This is a genomic window from Sphingobacterium sp. FBM7-1 (assembly GCF_020687765.1).
In the GTDB taxonomy this organism is placed as follows: Bacteria; Bacteroidota; Bacteroidia; order Sphingobacteriales; family Sphingobacteriaceae; genus Sphingobacterium.
In genome coordinates this window covers 393,906-409,976 of the sequence record NZ_JAJEWJ010000002.1, presented here as the reverse complement: position 1 = coordinate 409,976, position 16,071 = coordinate 393,906, and the positions used below count along the sequence as shown (strand labels likewise).

General features: G+C 42.8%; 9 protein-coding genes. 4 read left to right on the top strand and 5 right to left on the bottom strand.

The window, feature by feature from the left end; genetic code table 11:
• Window positions 1–6 precede the first annotated feature (6 nt).
• Window positions 7–1,053 carry a TerC family protein gene (locus tag LKO28_RS05995; protein WP_227693802.1) on the top strand — a complete coding sequence of 349 codons (1,047 nt, stop codon included), beginning with the start codon at window positions 7–9 and terminating at the stop codon, window positions 1,051–1,053.
• Between the two features lie 38 nt (window positions 1,054–1,091).
• Here LKO28_RS05995 and LKO28_RS05990 read toward each other — a convergent pair whose 3' ends face one another.
• Window positions 1,092–2,369 (bottom strand): hypothetical protein, encoded by a 1,278-nt coding sequence (locus LKO28_RS05990; protein ID WP_227693801.1) that lies wholly within the window; start codon window positions 2,367–2,369, stop codon window positions 1,092–1,094.
• A gap of 251 nt (window positions 2,370–2,620) precedes the next feature.
• On the opposite strand from LKO28_RS05990, the gene LKO28_RS05985 reads away from it, so the two are divergent.
• Entirely contained in the window at window positions 2,621–4,291 is a 1,671-nt protein-coding gene (locus LKO28_RS05985; RefSeq protein ID WP_227693800.1) for a glutamine--tRNA ligase/YqeY domain fusion protein, read from the top strand.
• Between the two features lie 53 nt (window positions 4,292–4,344).
• Here LKO28_RS05985 and metF read toward each other — a convergent pair whose 3' ends face one another.
• The 3 genes from metF to LKO28_RS05970 all read right to left on the bottom strand — a co-directional run bounded on the left by metF (window position 4,345) and on the right by LKO28_RS05970 (window position 7,355).
• Complete coding sequence (metF, locus tag LKO28_RS05980) at window positions 4,345–5,301, bottom strand: methylenetetrahydrofolate reductase [NAD(P)H] (RefSeq protein WP_227693799.1); 957 nt, start codon at window positions 5,299–5,301, stop codon at window positions 4,345–4,347.
• 66 nt (window positions 5,302–5,367) lie between these two features.
• The gene (gene rimM / locus LKO28_RS05975) at window positions 5,368–5,895 is read right to left on the bottom strand and encodes a ribosome maturation factor RimM (protein WP_227693798.1); all 528 of its coding nucleotides are present in this window, start codon (window positions 5,893–5,895) and stop codon (window positions 5,368–5,370) included.
• Window positions 5,896–6,794: 899 nt separating this feature from the next.
• Window positions 6,795–7,355 carry a 30S ribosomal protein S16 gene (locus tag LKO28_RS05970; RefSeq protein ID WP_227693797.1) on the bottom strand — a complete coding sequence of 187 codons (561 nt, stop codon included), beginning with the start codon at window positions 7,353–7,355 and terminating at the stop codon, window positions 6,795–6,797.
• A 228-nt stretch (window positions 7,356–7,583) separates the two neighbouring features.
• Between LKO28_RS05970 and LKO28_RS05965 the strand changes: the two genes are divergently transcribed.
• Together LKO28_RS05965 and LKO28_RS05960 are read left to right on the top strand one after the other, a co-directional pair.
• Window positions 7,584–10,976, top strand: a complete 3,393-nt coding sequence (locus tag LKO28_RS05965; RefSeq protein ID WP_227693796.1) for a UvrD-helicase domain-containing protein — start codon at window positions 7,584–7,586, stop codon at window positions 10,974–10,976.
• Window positions 10,973–13,849 carry a PD-(D/E)XK nuclease family protein gene (locus LKO28_RS05960; RefSeq protein WP_227693795.1) on the top strand — a complete coding sequence of 959 codons (2,877 nt, stop codon included), beginning with the start codon at window positions 10,973–10,975 and terminating at the stop codon, window positions 13,847–13,849. Before LKO28_RS05965 ends, LKO28_RS05960 begins: the two co-directional genes overlap by 4 nt.
• 27 nt (window positions 13,850–13,876) lie before the next feature.
• Here the strand turns inward: LKO28_RS05960 and LKO28_RS05955 are convergent, their stop codons facing one another.
• Window positions 13,877–15,964 (bottom strand): transglycosylase domain-containing protein, encoded by a 2,088-nt coding sequence (locus LKO28_RS05955; RefSeq protein WP_227693794.1) that lies wholly within the window; start codon window positions 15,962–15,964, stop codon window positions 13,877–13,879.
• Window positions 15,965–16,071 lie beyond the last annotated feature (107 nt).

Here is a 16,071-nt window from a genome sequence, read left to right as displayed (position 1 = left end):
CATCATATGAGTCACGAACTGTTATTTTTTGGAGGGTTTATTGTATTCATCATCCTCATGCTGGCGATTGATTTAGGATTGTTCTCGAAGAGCGACAAGCCTGTATCATTTAAAGCAGCAGCCATTATGAGCGCTATCTGGGTATTCTTCGCGCTAGGATTCGGCCTAGTACTGTATATCTGGGGAAATGAGCTACACAATGTTCATGACTTCTCACAGCTACAGGAAATCATCGCTCGACATTACCATAATATAGATATCAATCCAAACGACCTAGCAGCAAGTATACAGTTATATAACAAAACGCTTACAATAGAATACCTTACCGGCTATGTGGTAGAATATGCACTCTCTGTTGACAATATCTTTGTTATGGTACTACTGTTTACCTCCTTTGGTATTCCAGAGAAGTACTACCACAAAGTATTAGTATGGGGAATTATCGGAGCGATTATTCTACGCTGTATATTTATTTTTATCGGAGCGGCTCTTATCGCGAAATTTGCTTGGATACTCTATGTTTTCGGCGCCTTTTTGGTGTACACCGGAATTATGATGTATTTAAACAGAAATAAAGAAGAGGAAGTTGACCCCCAAAACCACCCCGTCGTAAGATTCATGTCCAAATATTTTAAGGTGACGCCACGCATGGACGGCGGTCGGTTTTTCCACATAGAAAATGGAGTTAGATACATGACTCCCCTATTCTTAGTATTATTGGTTATCGAGTTTACGGATTTAATTTTTGCAGTAGACTCTATTCCTGCTATTTTTTCGGTCACAAAAGACCCTTATATCGTATTCTTCTCCAATATATTCGCCGTTTTAGGATTGCGTTCGATGTTCTTTCTGTTAGTGAATATTATCGACAAATTCCATTACCTGAAAGTTGGTTTAGCATTTCTATTAATTTTCATCGGAGCAAAAATGCTACTACACAGTTGGCTCGAAGCTTTTGGTTTTCAAACCGTGCACTCCCTAATTATTATTATATCTATTTTGTTAATTAGTGTTGTAGCATCTTTAATGTTTCCGAAAAAAGAAAAGGTTTGATCTTTTCTTTTTTCGTCAAGGTAAAAAGTACATAAAAATCAATTAATAAAATCCCCTTCTTGGGTCACAGCTTTTACATAAGGATTTGCATACCTATCTAGAATTACGGCAAATTGATAGCGATTGATGAACGCTTCCGGATCAAAAGAACCTTCGAACCCAAGCTTCCGGGACCATTCCTTTTCTATCTGTTGGTTTATTTCATCTCCGCGGAGCCCTACGAATTTAATTAATGACAGAAAATCTTTCCATCGAAAATAGTCTCCTGTATGGTCTAAAAACCACAATTGGCTCCGGGAATACAATCGATCAAAAATAGGTTCTACTTCCTCGAAACTTACTCGTTCTTCTTTCCCGAAATGAAAATCCTTTTCTTTATTTAGATTCGTCAATACACCGGCCAAACCAAAGCGCTGTAATGCATAAAAATGCGTATCGTCTATCGATATATCCTGATAAGGTAAAATGCGTGCCTGATAGGTCATTAATTCGGTTTGCAATTTTCGTATATCCACGCGATCAGCAGACGTTTTAAAAAAAGCTAGGTAAGCAGCTGTTGCACCGACAGCCTGACCAATAGCAGCCCGAAAAGCGCTAGACGCCATAGCTGCATGCCGTATTTCCTCAAAATCCCTCAAATTGAAAAAACCCGCTTTTTCACCATCGAGTATATTACTTATTGCTACCCCATAAAGCATATTGTCGATTTGTCCGGCTGCAACTAGTGTACGAACTTGATGTAGCGATAATGCGCGAAGGGGTTGCAGCTGCTTGGGCTTATCATCCCAAGAGACTTCCCCAAGTTGCGACAAAGTTTGACCCTTCGAAGCATCCACCACACACCGCACCACATATTTATTTTTACTAGAAACCTGCACTTCCCAATCACGCTTCCGCTGCTTGACGGAAAGGATATCTTCCCCCCTTATAACCGTTAGATGTGATAAATTACGTAATATTTTATCAGTAGCATTCTGAAATAGCCTAGGGTTCATTTCCCGCTTAACCACTGCCGCCAGCGAATCACTCGGCGATTTAGCCATGGCCATTTCCATCAATATTTCCATCCAAATCCCGCCATCGATGTTTGGCATTGTCTCCAAATCCACCTGTTCATTAGCAAATTCTGGCATGAATTGCTCCCCTTCAACCAACCATAACGTGGGAACGCTTGATTTCGCACTCTGCACCGCAGCGGAAAACGCTAACAAATCCGACCCATACACCATAACCAAAGGCTTCTTCGTTTTTTGTCCCAAACAAGGGTGTATAACGATAAATACTAGAAGAAAGATATTGCTGATGATAAGTTTCATGTTCGAAATTACAGAATTTTTGTCTTTCTTTTCCCATTGAGGGAAAAGAAGCAGAAGATCTAGGCTTGCAAGGTTCCGCTTTATTTACGCACTGCACCATACCATATTTAACCTTCCCATGTCGCATCCGAATGTTTTACAACTGTACAAACTCATCCTTAGTACTATCCCTGATGTAAACATTCGAAGCGACGATTTTTTTGGTTCTTTTTTGAGGGAAAAAAGAACTTAAAAAAGTTAACTTTGTAGTTATGTTAAACGAAGAAAAACCACTGAATTTTATCGAGGAGATTATCGAAGAAGATCTTCGCAAAGGCACCCATGACGGACGTGTTTTAACACGCTTCCCGCCGGAGCCAAATGGTTATCTCCATATCGGGCACGCAAAATCTATTTGCCTCAACTTTGGGCTTGCTCAAAAGTACAATGGAAAAACCAATTTGCGTTTCGATGACACCAATCCTGTCACGGAAGACACCGAATATGTAGACAGTATCAAACAGGATATTCAGTGGTTGGGATTCCAATGGGCAGAGGAACTATACACCTCCGATTATTTCGAAACATTGTATAGTTACGCAGTTGATTTAATAAAAAAGGGGCTCGCTTACGTAGACGACAGCACGTCTGAGCAAATTGCAGCATCCAAAGGAACACCCACGGAAGCTGGCGTCCCTACACCCGACCGGAACCGCAGTATCGAAGAAAACTTAACTCTTTTTCAAGAGATGCGAGATGGCGTATACAAAGACGGCGAGAAGGTTCTCCGTGCTAAAATAGATTTAGCGAGTCCCAACATGCACTTACGCGATCCCCTATTGTACCGTATAAAACATGCGAGCCATCACCGTACCGGTGACAAGTGGTGTATTTATCCGATGTATGATTTTGCCCATGGTCAATCCGATTCTATCGAAAAAATCACCCATTCTGTCTGTACACTAGAGTTTATTCCCCACCGACCTTTATACGATTGGCTGATCGAAAAGCTCGAAATATTCCCATCTAGACAATATGAGTTTGCACGGTTAAACATGACCTACACCGTCATGAGCAAACGCAAATTATTGCAGCTAGTAAACGAGGGGTATGTGGAGAGCTGGGACGATCCGCGTATGCCTACGATTTCCGGATTGAGGCGCCGTGGTTATACACCTGCCTCCATACGCAATTTCTGCGAACGCATTGGTGTCCAAAAGCGGGAAAACATGATTGATGCCGGTTTATTGGAATTCTGTATACGGGAAGATCTCAATGCCTCCGCTTGGCGAAGAATGGCGGTGTTAGATCCGATCAAACTCGTTATCACTAACTATCCTGACGGACAAACAGAGGAACTAAGCGGCGAAAACAACCCAGAAGTAGAAGGCGGAGAGGGTTCACGTGCGCTTCCCTTTACCAAAGAGCTTTGGATAGAGCGGGATGACTTCATGGAAGAACCACCCAAGAAATTTTTCCGTCTGGGTCCAGGCCTTTCTGTTCGCTTAAAGCATGCATACATTGTGCAATGCCACGACTACGTGAAAGACGAGGAAGGTAATATCACAGAAGTACATTGTATGTATGTTCCGAACTCGAAATCCGGCGAGGATACTTCCGGTTTAAAAGTAAAAGGAACGATCCATTGGGTATCCGCAGCGCATGCCAAAGAAGCAGAAGTGAGACTTTACGACCGCCTGTTTAATGAAGAAAATCCAGCAGCTGCGGAGGACTTTAAAGCATCTATTAATCCCAATAGCTTACAAATCATTCGCAAAGCTTATATAGAACCTGATCTGGCGACGGCAGAAGCGGGTAAAGGCTATCAGTTTATCCGTTTAGGATACTTCACCCTAGATACTAAATCCACCACAGAACACTTAGTATTTAACCGCACAGTCACCTTAAAAGATAGCTGGGCTAAAGAGGTTAAAAAGGGATAACAAATAAAAAGCGGCCATAAAAAATAGCCGCTTTTTATTTGTTCAATTATCTTCTAAGCTAAACGCGCCACAATTTTCTTGGTCGGCCCCGGATTACTCATCGTATAGAAATGCAAGACCGGAGCACCGAACTTGATTAACTCCTTACATTGCTCTACCAACCATTCCTCACCTACCTGACGTACGTCAGCATTCGTCTTACAATTCTCTACCGCCTCACTTAATTCCTCTGGAATATCCAAATGGAAAATCTTAGGCAATGTAATCAATTGTCTCTTGGTAGTCATAGGCTTTAGACCCGGAATAATCGGGACGTGAATACCGTTATCCCTACATTTCGTGACAAACTCTTTATATTTTTCGACATTGAAAAACATCTGGGTTACAATAAATTCCGCACCCATTTCCACTTTTTTCTTCAACCATTTAAAATCGGTATTGAAATTCGGTGATTCAAAATGCTTCTCCGGATAGCCCGCAACGCCGATACAAAAATCAGTTTTTGCAGAACTCTCTATATCTTCATGCAAGTATTTCCCACTATTCATATCCACAACTTGCTGAAGCAGTTCCGTTGCATAAGCATGGCCACCAGGTGTCGGGACAAAATCAGGGTCACCTTTCCTAGCATCGCCCCGCAGCACCAATACATTGTCTATACCCAGAAAGTTTAAATCGATAAGGGCATTTTCCGTTTCCTCTTTCGTAAATCCGCCACAAATCAAATGCGGTACGGCATCGACCTTATACTTATTCATAATAGCCGCACAAATGGCAACAGTTCCCGGCCGTTTTCGGTAAGCCACACGTTCCAACAACCCGTTATCATGTTGTTTATACAGGTAATCCTCGCGGTGATACGTCACATCAATAAACGGAGGGTTGAACTCCATCAATTCATCCATTGTACTGAAAATACTCTGTATGCCCTGTCCCTTCGCTGGAGGTAATAGCTCAAATGAAAACAAGGTCTTTCCGTTTGCGTTCTTAATATGGTCTATAATCTTCATTTCATATAAAAGTTGCGGAAAGATATGGAAGTTAAAGGAGTTATGAAAATGAAATTTATTTTCGTTTTATAACTCCCGATATAGATCGATAAGACCTTCCGGCAATTCGACTTCGATGACTTGTTCTTCCTCATCAATTCCCAAAATAAGATCTTCACTCAACGGAAATAGGAGTTCCTGTCCATCAAAGTCAACAGTAGCCAAGAATTGTTGCGGAAACTCTTGAACAGCGGTTATTTCACCAAGTTCACCTTCCTGCTCATCCACAACAAGATATCCCACTAAATCGGTGTAGCGAAAATCGTCTGGATCTCTTTCCGGCATTTTATCATTGGGGAGATATACTTTCTTTTTTATCAGCTCTTTTGCTTTATCTACATGATCCACATCCTCCAAATAAAGATAAGCCGTACTGTTATGGTGTAATTTTATATCCCCCACAAAATAAGGAACTAACTTTTGGTTCACTTCCAAAAAAAGAACATCCAAGTCTAAGTCCATATAATCGTCGAATTCAAAATAAAGCTGCATTTCGCCTTTTAAACCGCGCGTTTTTGTGAGATAACCGATATAGAATGCTTCGTTAATGTTCATAATGTTTTTTCTTTTTCTTTTTTTCTTGACAAAAAAAGAAACAAAAAAGTCAAGACTGTATATCGTTCTGCTGTTTTTCTTTGCCTATTCCTAAACAGCATGGAACTCGCTTCGCTCAAACAACATGCTGTTTTTAACGGAATAGCCGGCTGAAAAACGACCGCAGAACAATATAAGGTCGTCTTTCTTCCGCCTCGCCACTATCATTACCCATCGCGAGCAATCCGCTATTATGGCACCTTTCTTTACCTTTTAAGTCCCATCCGGATGTTTTACAATTGTACAAGTTCATCCTTAGTACCAACCCTAAAGTAAAAGACTCGAAGGGAAGATTCTTATGGACAAGTATTTATTTTAGTATCCATCAGCTCACTTCACTCAGTTACGCAATTGCACCTCCCCTCTTTATCCAAAAAAGGTCGCATCCGGATGTTTTACAATTGCACAAATTCATCCTTAGTACCAACCCTAAAATTAAACATCCTAAGCGAGGATTGTTATGCACAAGTATTTATTTTAGTATCCATCAGCTCACTTCACTCAGTTACGCAATTGCACCTCCCCTCTTTATCCAAAAAAGGTCGCATCCGGATGTTTTACAATTGCGCAAATTCATCCTTAGTACCAACCCTAAAATTAAACATCCTAAGCGAGGATTGTTATGCACAAGCATTTATTTTAGTGTCCATGAGCTCACTTCACTCAGTTACGCAATTGCACCTCCCCTCTTTATCCAAAAAAGGTCGCATCAAAAATTTTGAAATCTGTATAAATTCTATTTAAGCACAGTCCATCCCATCAAAATTTTTCAGCGACGAGGTTTTTGTTTCTTTTTCACGGGAAAAAGAAAAAAGCCGAATTTCATAAACTCGGCTTTCTTTCATCTGTTCGAATAATAATTATCCTTCAGTTTCTTCTGCGTTTTCAGCGCCTTCTGCTGATGCTTCTGGAGCTTCAACAGCTGCTTCTTCACCTTCTGCAGCTTCAGTTTCTTCTGCAACTGGTGCATTTTTAGCAGCTAAAGCAGCAGCTTTTTCTGCATTTTTCTTTGCTTCCGCAGCAAGAGCAGCTTTCTTAGCTTCTTCTTTCGATTCAACTAAACCTGTTTTCTTACCTTCGATCTTTGCAGTTTTGTCTTCCAACCATTTCGCAAATTTCTCTTCTGCTTGTGCTTCATCAAAAGCTCCTTTTTTCACACCACCTTCTAAGTGTTTCTTAAAAAGAACACCTTGGTAAGAAAGAATAGCACGAGCGGTGTCGGTAGGTTGTGCACCTACGTTCATCCAGTACAAAGCCCTGTCAAAATCTAAAACGATAGTTGCTGGATTAGTGTTTGGGTTGTAAGAACCTAAACGCTCAATGAATCTACCATCACGCGGAGCACGTGAATCTGCTACTACTACGTGGTAAAAAGGCTTACCTTTTTTACCGTGTCTTTGCAATCTGATTTTAGTTGCCATTTTTTTAAATTGTTTATGTATTCAACATATCCCCCGTGCTTCGCGCAAGAGGGGACGCAAAGATAAAAACTAAAAAGGGAAAACTAAAATTTATCTAACAATCAGCTTCTTAAAGATTACTTAGCTAATTAGAAACTTTTGCATTCTACCATCCCCGTCCACAACGACCTCAGCAAGCTGGAGAGGATGAGATTTTGCCTTTTTCAATTTTACTTCTTACTTTGTAACATGAACACTGTCGCTCCGTTAAAAATATTGAAAGCTTCGGCTGGCTCCGGAAAAACCTTCAGCCTTACACTTCATTATCTTACCCTACTGCTGTCCAACGAAAACAGCTATCGAGAGATTCTCGCCGTCACGTTTACCAATAAAGCCACAGCAGAGATGAAGGAACGCATCCTCCGTGTTCTACAAGGACTAGCAACAGGTGATAAAAGCCAAAAAACCGCAGCTTTCCGACAGCTGTTGTTGGCGCAATTCCCCCAAGAAGGGGAAACTCAATTACAACAAAAGGCCCATCTTGTCTATCGCAAAATACTGCACGATTACAGCCGCTTCACCGTCAGCACCATTGACGGCTTTTCCCAAAAGGTTATCCGTAGCTTCACCTATGAGCTTAACTTGGATGCGGCCTATAAAATCGAGCTGAACACGGCTAAAGTAAAACAAGATTTGTCCGTAATGCTCAACCAGCTACTAGACGAACGTCCCGATTTGTTGGAATGGATCATCGAATACGCCGAACAAAAAATAGCGAACAACGAAAACTGGAACTACCGGCAACAATTGCTAAACTTAGCCAGCCTTATTTTCACCGAAAACTTTCAAGAATTTAATGCCTATTTAGCTGCTGCCAAAGCCGACGACGTATTCGCCCTTCTCAACAAGGAAGTCCAGGAGAAAACAAAATTTTTTCTAGACACCTTGAGCGAAACCATCGCTACATTCAAAACAACATTTCGATCCTTTGATATCGATGCGGATGAACTGAAAGGAAAATCTCGCAATAAACTGATCGCAGCCAGCAAAATCAGCGAACATATTTACAAAACATCACCTACCGATCTTCAAAAGATCTTCGACCGTTTCCTAGCCTTGCTGGATAATGAAGAAGTCTATACCACGGCTGACAAGCACATCCGTTACGATATCCAACAGGCACTGCAACCTATTATACGGCAACTGGCAGAGTTACATAACCTATTTCCCACGTTCATTGCTTATCAAGCGGTACAGAATAACCTGTACTATCTTCGATTACTCAAAGAAATGAGCGATTTGCTAAGCCAATGGCGTAAGGAAAACAGCGCGCAGCTGATTTCAGATGCGCAAATCTTACTCAATCGATTGGGATTAGACGAACAAAACGACCCCACCTTTATATGGGAGAAGATTGGTAATCGATACAACTATTTTCTATTCGACGAATTTCAGGACACCTCCCGTATTCAATGGAAGAATTACAGCCCACTACTGATCAATGCCCTGGGAAACGCCAAACAAGAAATCAATGAACACCTCATCGTTGGGGATGTCAAGCAGAGCATTTATCGCTGGCGAAATGGGGATTGGCGAATTTTATTACAGCAGGTAGAAGATCAAATCAGCCATACCTTCCATTTATCAGCGCAGCAACGCGCTGGTTTTATTGAAAATGGCACCTTGGAAACAAATTTTCGAAGCTATCCCCATATCATTACCTTAAACAATCACCTATATGCAACGATCCCACAAAAACTACAGGCAACCCTCAACACAAAAGTTTTAGAAAATTTAGATGAAGAAGGTCACGCCTGGTGGACAGCTTCTGGTAATGCCGAAATGTTGGTCAAGGCCTATCAAAATAGCACCCAGCAAATTCCTCCGCATCGCCAGAGCGACCCCCACAAACTCGGTTCGATAGAAATTCAATATCTACCCGTACAAGACGGACGCTATCGTCGGAACCAGGTCATGGAAGAGGCCCTGAAACGCCTCTGCGATAAAATCCATACTTGGCTATCCACCGGTCGATACACAGCCAAACAAATTGGTATCCTCGTCAGAAGCAATGGTCAAGCCCGTCAAGTCATCGAAGCCCTGATGCTACACAAAAACCAGACGGGGCTAACCTTCGACATCATATCGGGCGATGCATTGCAACTATCATCCAATGATGCCATTTTATTACTCATCGAGACCCTCAAAGCCCTCGTATACACAACAGATAAACATGTTATCCACCGGGCAAAAATGACTTACCTTTACCAGATTATCCGTAATGGGCAAACATTCGACGAAGCCTATTGGTTAGCCTTTAAAAAGAATAATTTCGCAGATATAGAAGCCCTTTTACCCCAGCAATTATCCGCCCAATGGCTTCAGCTCCAACAATCGCCGCTGATACACCTCATTGAACAACTGATCGAAATATATGGGTTCCATGAAACCGACAACATCCATATCCCTTTCCTCCTAGCTTTTAAAGACCTTGTGTCTAATTTCTCTACCTCGGGCGAACGCGGCATCACCCAATTTCTACAATACTGGGAAGAAGATGGTTCTAACACCGTTCTACCCGCAGGCGGAAAAATGGATGCCATTGAAGTCACGACGATACACAAATCCAAAGGACTCGCCTACGATGTAGTGATGCTTCCCTTTTGCTCCTGGGATTTGGATGGCATGACGAATGGTGATTTCTGGATTGATACGGGGGATTCACCGTTCCAGGTACTCGGAAAAATACCGATTAAATACAACAGTACAGTCGGGAAGTCTATTTTCTACAAACAATATTTTGAAGAAATGTTGTTTAACTACATGGACGCCCTAAACACCTTTTATGTCGCCACCACACGAGCCGTTCAACACCTATATCTATTAGCGCCTTCCTTTAAAGAAAATATCGACAAGAAAACGGGCGAAGTATTAGGGATCGATAGCAAGAATGAATATATCAGTGACCTACTCTATCAGGCCTTAACCGACAGCAGCTCGCCCTTTCCGTTTGACGAAAACCAACTACGCGTTGACCATCCCCTTCCTCAAGAAACAGACAACGATTTATCAAGTCCCGAAAAAGACCTAACGGAAGCTCCTAAAATTAGCTTCCGTCCGATCAGCCTGTCCACCTACCCTATTTCGTCCGAGCTGCAAAAAGCATTTGATAAATCCAACAAACGCAGCATCAACAATATCCTCATGATGGAAAAAGCCGCTCAATATGGTATACTCGCACACGAAATCATGTCGGAGATTACCGACGAACAGGCGATCTCTAAACAAGTAGAAGCGTACATAGAAAATGGCATCCTAACAGCCGAAGATCGTCCTTTTTTGTTGCAAGAAATTCACGAGATATGGCACCATCCCACGATACATCAATGGTTAACAGGCCCCTATAAAATCTGGAATGAAGCCAGTATCATCTTAGAAAATGGGGAAACAATCCGTCCGGATAAAGTTTTTACCAATGCCGCAGAAACCATCGTGCTCGATTTCAAATTTACAAAAGGCGACTACGCAGACCATCAATGGCAAATCGAAAGCTACAAAAAAGCGCTCCGCAACCTCGGATACTCGAACGTGAAGGGGTATCTTTATTACGCAAAAATCAAAGAATTAGTAGAAGTGATATGAATAAACCTTTCTTATATACCGTGGCAGAAGACATCTGTCAGCGCTTTGGAAATGAATTAGCCGACGTCGCCATTATATTCAATAATAAGCGGCCGATCACCTATCTCAAAAAACACCTGGCAGACGTATATGGAAAAGCGATATGGTCTCCCCAGTTTTTCACGATTCAACAGTTTTTCAAACAAGCATCGGACGCCACGGAGGCCTCACCACTTACACAGTTCTTTTACCTTTTTCAATTGCACAATGAATTATTGGCAGCGGAAGGTTCCGAACCCGAAACATTGGAAGAATTTTATCCAATAGCCGAAATTCTCTTAAGCGATTTTGGACAATTGGATTACGAGCTCGTGGATATCGACCACATTTATATGGAATTGTATGACACCACTAAAATCGATATCGCCTTTCAACACTTTACCGCAGAACAACAGCATTTCATCCGTCAGTTTTGGCAATCCTTCAGTATAGCAGGCCACAGCGGTTTACAACAACGCTTCCTTCGGCTTTGGAAACGGCTCCCCGTACTATACAAAGCTTTCAAACAAAAACTAGAACAGGAAAAACAGCTCAATTACCCCACCTTATATCGGGCACTGGCGGAACGGCAAGTCCCCCATCCCGATTTTATAAATCGCTTTAAAAAAGTATTATTTGTAGGTTTTAATGCTCTTAGTAAAGCGGAAGCTCTTTTATTTCAACAATGGCAGGAAGCCGGACGTGCACTATTCTATTTCGATACCGATGCCTACTATATCGAGGATGTGCAACAGGAAGCAGGCCTATTCATCCGACGCAACATCAAAGATTATGGATTGGTCAATGCACTCGGTGAACACCCCCATATTATTGGAAACCGTCATACCGCGGTAAACCTCTATGCCTGCAACGGTAAAAACAGCCAAACGAAGATTTTGCACGAGGTATTAAATGCGTCCGCACAATCCGAACAAAGTGCAGCGATCTTACTTGCCGACGAAAGTTTGTTGGTTCCCTTGCTACAAAGTTTACCAGACGTCAAACCCAATATCACGACCGGGTATCCGCTTGCACAATCGCCGATCTATGGGTTATTAAACCTCTGGATGGATACCCAAGAAGAAATTTCGCATCACCATAGGCTTAAGGTACCCTTTCAATATATAGAAACCTTTGTCAACCATCCCTTAACAGGTGTTTCTTCCGTGGAACGCGATAACTTGTTACAAGAAATAACGGATAAGCAATTGGTAGACGTTGATATTCGCACCGTAACTATTGCGAGCAGCATATTTCCGCAGTTTTTCAAACCGCTAACTACCCCGTCCGCGCTCATCCCTACTTTAATACAACTGCTAGACAACCTGCTAACCGCCATTTCTGCCCAAGATCGCATCCGTCAAATCGATAGCAACTTGATTATAGAAACAAAAAAGGTGCTCCATCAGCTTAAACAGGGGATCGAGCACATCGCACCAACTTCCATTGCCTTTCAAATAGGACTCATTCGGAAAGCCATCGCACCGATCAATTCAGCGATCGAGGGCGATCCACTAAACGGCTTACAAATCATGGGGCTACTGGAAAGCCGCTGTTTAAATTTTGATCAGGTCTATATACTCGGGGCAAACGAAGGCATTTTACCCAAAACAGCCGCCTCCCCTACCTTTCTTCCAAACAGCTTACGTCGCGCATATGATCTGCCCGTATTGGAGAACCAAGATGCCCTATCCGCTTATCTGTTTTACCGCCATTTTCAGTACAGCGGTGGGCTCCATGTATTCTACAATAGTTTGGTAGACGAAAGCAGCACCGGCGAAGAAAGCCGCTTTATCAAACAATTGCAGTTCGAAAGTAATTTCCGCTTCGTGGTGCATACCCAGCAGCAGTCCGTACGCCTTCCCGAAAGAAGCGATGAACTCATCATACCCAAAGAAGGTGCCATATGGGATCAACTTTGGCACATGTATATCGTGCAAAAGAAAAAACTGGCTGCCACCGCACTGACCACCTATTTGCAATCTCCGCTCCAGTTTTTCTTAAAATATGTTGCGGAAATAAAGGAGCCGCCCAGTATTTCTCACGAATTCGAGATGAACCGACTAGGTACCGTGGTTCATAACGTCATGGAAATAATTCTAAAACCCTATAAAGGGTTGGCGACTTTTACGCCGACGAGCGCTTTAGCCGAAACACTATCCGATATAGAAGAGCTGGTAACCCGGGAGATCGGCACGCAATACCATACAGAAATCACAACGATTGATGCATTGAACAGCATGCAGCGTATTATGCACCGCATCGCTTCGGCATACATCCGGGTGTATATACAGTATGACATTAACCATTATAAGGCTTTCCGCATCATCGAGCTCGAAAACACCGAGGATTACACCTTCGACTTCCCAATTCTCGTTAACGGAAAAGAAGAAACCATCCGGTTATTCGGTATCATCGACCGCGTAGACGAAGTCCTTACGGCCGACAATCAGGTCACCACCCGTATCGTCGACTACAAAACCGGTGGTGACAGTGTCGAGTTTAAAAACATCGAAAAAGTATTTGCTACCAACACCGAAAACAAAGCACTGGTTCAGACCTTATTTTATGCCTATGTGTTTGAACAAGTCACAGGTCGGAAACAATTGGAACCGCACCTATACGTCGCACGCCGGATGCGGGAAGAAGGCACCTTATTCCGGGAACGGAACGATCTATTAACAGCCGAAAAGTTGCATACCGCGAAAGCAGATTTTGAGACTTTTCTTCGTAGCACCCTCTCGGAAATATTTAATCCGGACGTACCGTTCAAACATAATCCAGCTAGCCTGGTGTACCCCTCCGATCCCTACACGCTATTTTATCGCAATGCCGTAGCCGATGCAGAAGAGTAATTTTGGGGTAAATGTGTGTAATGCGGCCTAGTTATCATCGGCGACATCTGATGGTTCACTACCAAACAGCTTATCGAGCAATATTTTACGTCGGGCTTCGTCACGTTCCATCTCTTGCATCATAGCTTCCTGATCTGGATCGATCTCCCTAAAGGCAGTGTCAACTATTCCCTTTGGTCTCGCCGGTCGTAATCCCGGCTCCAACACCACGCTATAAAACCCGTAGGCCTCCGGCACCTGCTCATCTTGCAGTTGCCCCAGCCTATTCATAATATAACCATAGGTGTTAAAATGCCGCTGTACCCAAGGCTTTAGGTGGCCGGTATAATCAAAAGAAGACAGCCCTGTCTTCGGGCGAGGGATAATACTGGAAAGGAATAAACTCTCGCCCACGTTCAGCTCCGCCGGAGTTTTGCCAAAATAATAGGAAGATGCTTCGTGAATCCCATACACGTTTCTACCCCATTCAATCACATTGAGATATACCTCAAACATCCGATCTTTGCTGACCTGCCCCGAATGCTCGATCAACCACACCAACAAAATCTCCTCCAATTTCCGCATCATGGTTTTATTACGGTTCAAAAAAACATTTTTAACCAATTGCATGGAGATCGTACTCGCCCCGCGTTTAAAGGCCTTTTCCTTGACATTCGTTGCTATTGATAGTTTAAATGCCTCTTCTTCAAACCCCTTATGCTGGTAAAAATAGGGATCTTCGGTGTTCAGCACTGTTTTTTTCAGAATAGAAGCCACTTGATTGAGCGGTGTAAACTTGGGGTTGGACGCGCCGACTACGATCTCCCGCATCAAGACCGTATCCTCATACGCCTTATAAGTAAACGGGGCATTCAGCTGGCTCACATCAGCTTTTCCCCATTTGACGATTTTCAGTTCCTGATCATCAATTTTTGAGTTAAAAAACAAGCTGTCCGGCTGGGCAAAATTGATGGAAAAATCAAGGTCATAGGCTATTTGCCCTTCCACTTGGATGCCGTCCAAGGTCTCGAACAAGCCACGCGGAATCGCGTCAAAAAACTTTTGTGCTTCAAACTTGTCGGTGTGAATGGATAACCGCAGCACTTTATCCGGCTTGGGGATCAACTGCACATAGGGCCGGAACTCGAATTCCTTTACCCGAACCTTACTCGCCGGATCCAGTTCTAACGCCGCTTTACCAATGTTGAGCTGTCCTTCGCCAATGGCATCCGGAAGAATAATGTCCTCTTCCGAAAGCCGGCTATGCTTCACATGCAGATTATCAAAAGACCATTTACCCGCTAGTGTTAAAGAGTCCGGTGTAACACGTTTCACTTGTGCCAACTCAAACATAATCTTATCGAAACTCACGCCTAAGCCAAATTTTCGACGTAGAAAAGGCAATTCTACATTTTCTTCCTCTGCGGATACTTCCACCCGCAATTGCTGCTTATCGGGGTTCACCCGTCCGCTCAAGTTCCATTGTGCGTCGTGTTCATTTAGAAAAAGACTCGTCTCAAAATCACCATCATCTACCACCGCTTCGGGCAACCGGATCCTTTGCTGAACACTATCATCTTGGTAAGAAAGCTGGAAGTTTTTTAATTCCATATCCCGCGGAATTTTAAAAAACACCTGCTTGATCACCCCATCAATCAGCGCAGCATAGTTCCTTTCACCCTCACTCTTCTGCAGCGTTACCGTATCTTTTTCCTGCTTTTTAAAGAGAAAATCGTAGTTGCTTACAGAATCCCGCTTCACCAAGGCGAGATCCGCATTTTGTAACAGCAAATGGCCAATTTTCACCTCCTTAAACAACAAAGGAAACAACCGAACCGAAACGGCCATCTGCGCTATTTTCGCCAACGTATCGCGCTGATGAGGTATAACTTCAATATCTTGGAATGTTACGGTGGTTAAACCGGTAAACGCATACGTTCGCACGTTAAAGTCCGTCTGATAGCGCTCCCGCAGCGCATTCCGCACATTGGTCATCGCTTCATCCAACATTCTTGTGCGCACGGACAGCGCACCGATAAATCCCATGAGCAATAAAAAAACAAAAGTACCTCCCACTATCCAGGCTATATTTTTCTGTTTCCGTGTTAGGGAAGGCAACTTTTCGAATATCTTCATAGCAATCTATTTCGACTTAAAAATAGAATATTTTTCTGAAAGCGTAGCGGTGTTTTAGCTTAACAACAAAACCATGACAAGATTGTCTCCCTCAATGCGTAAATTTG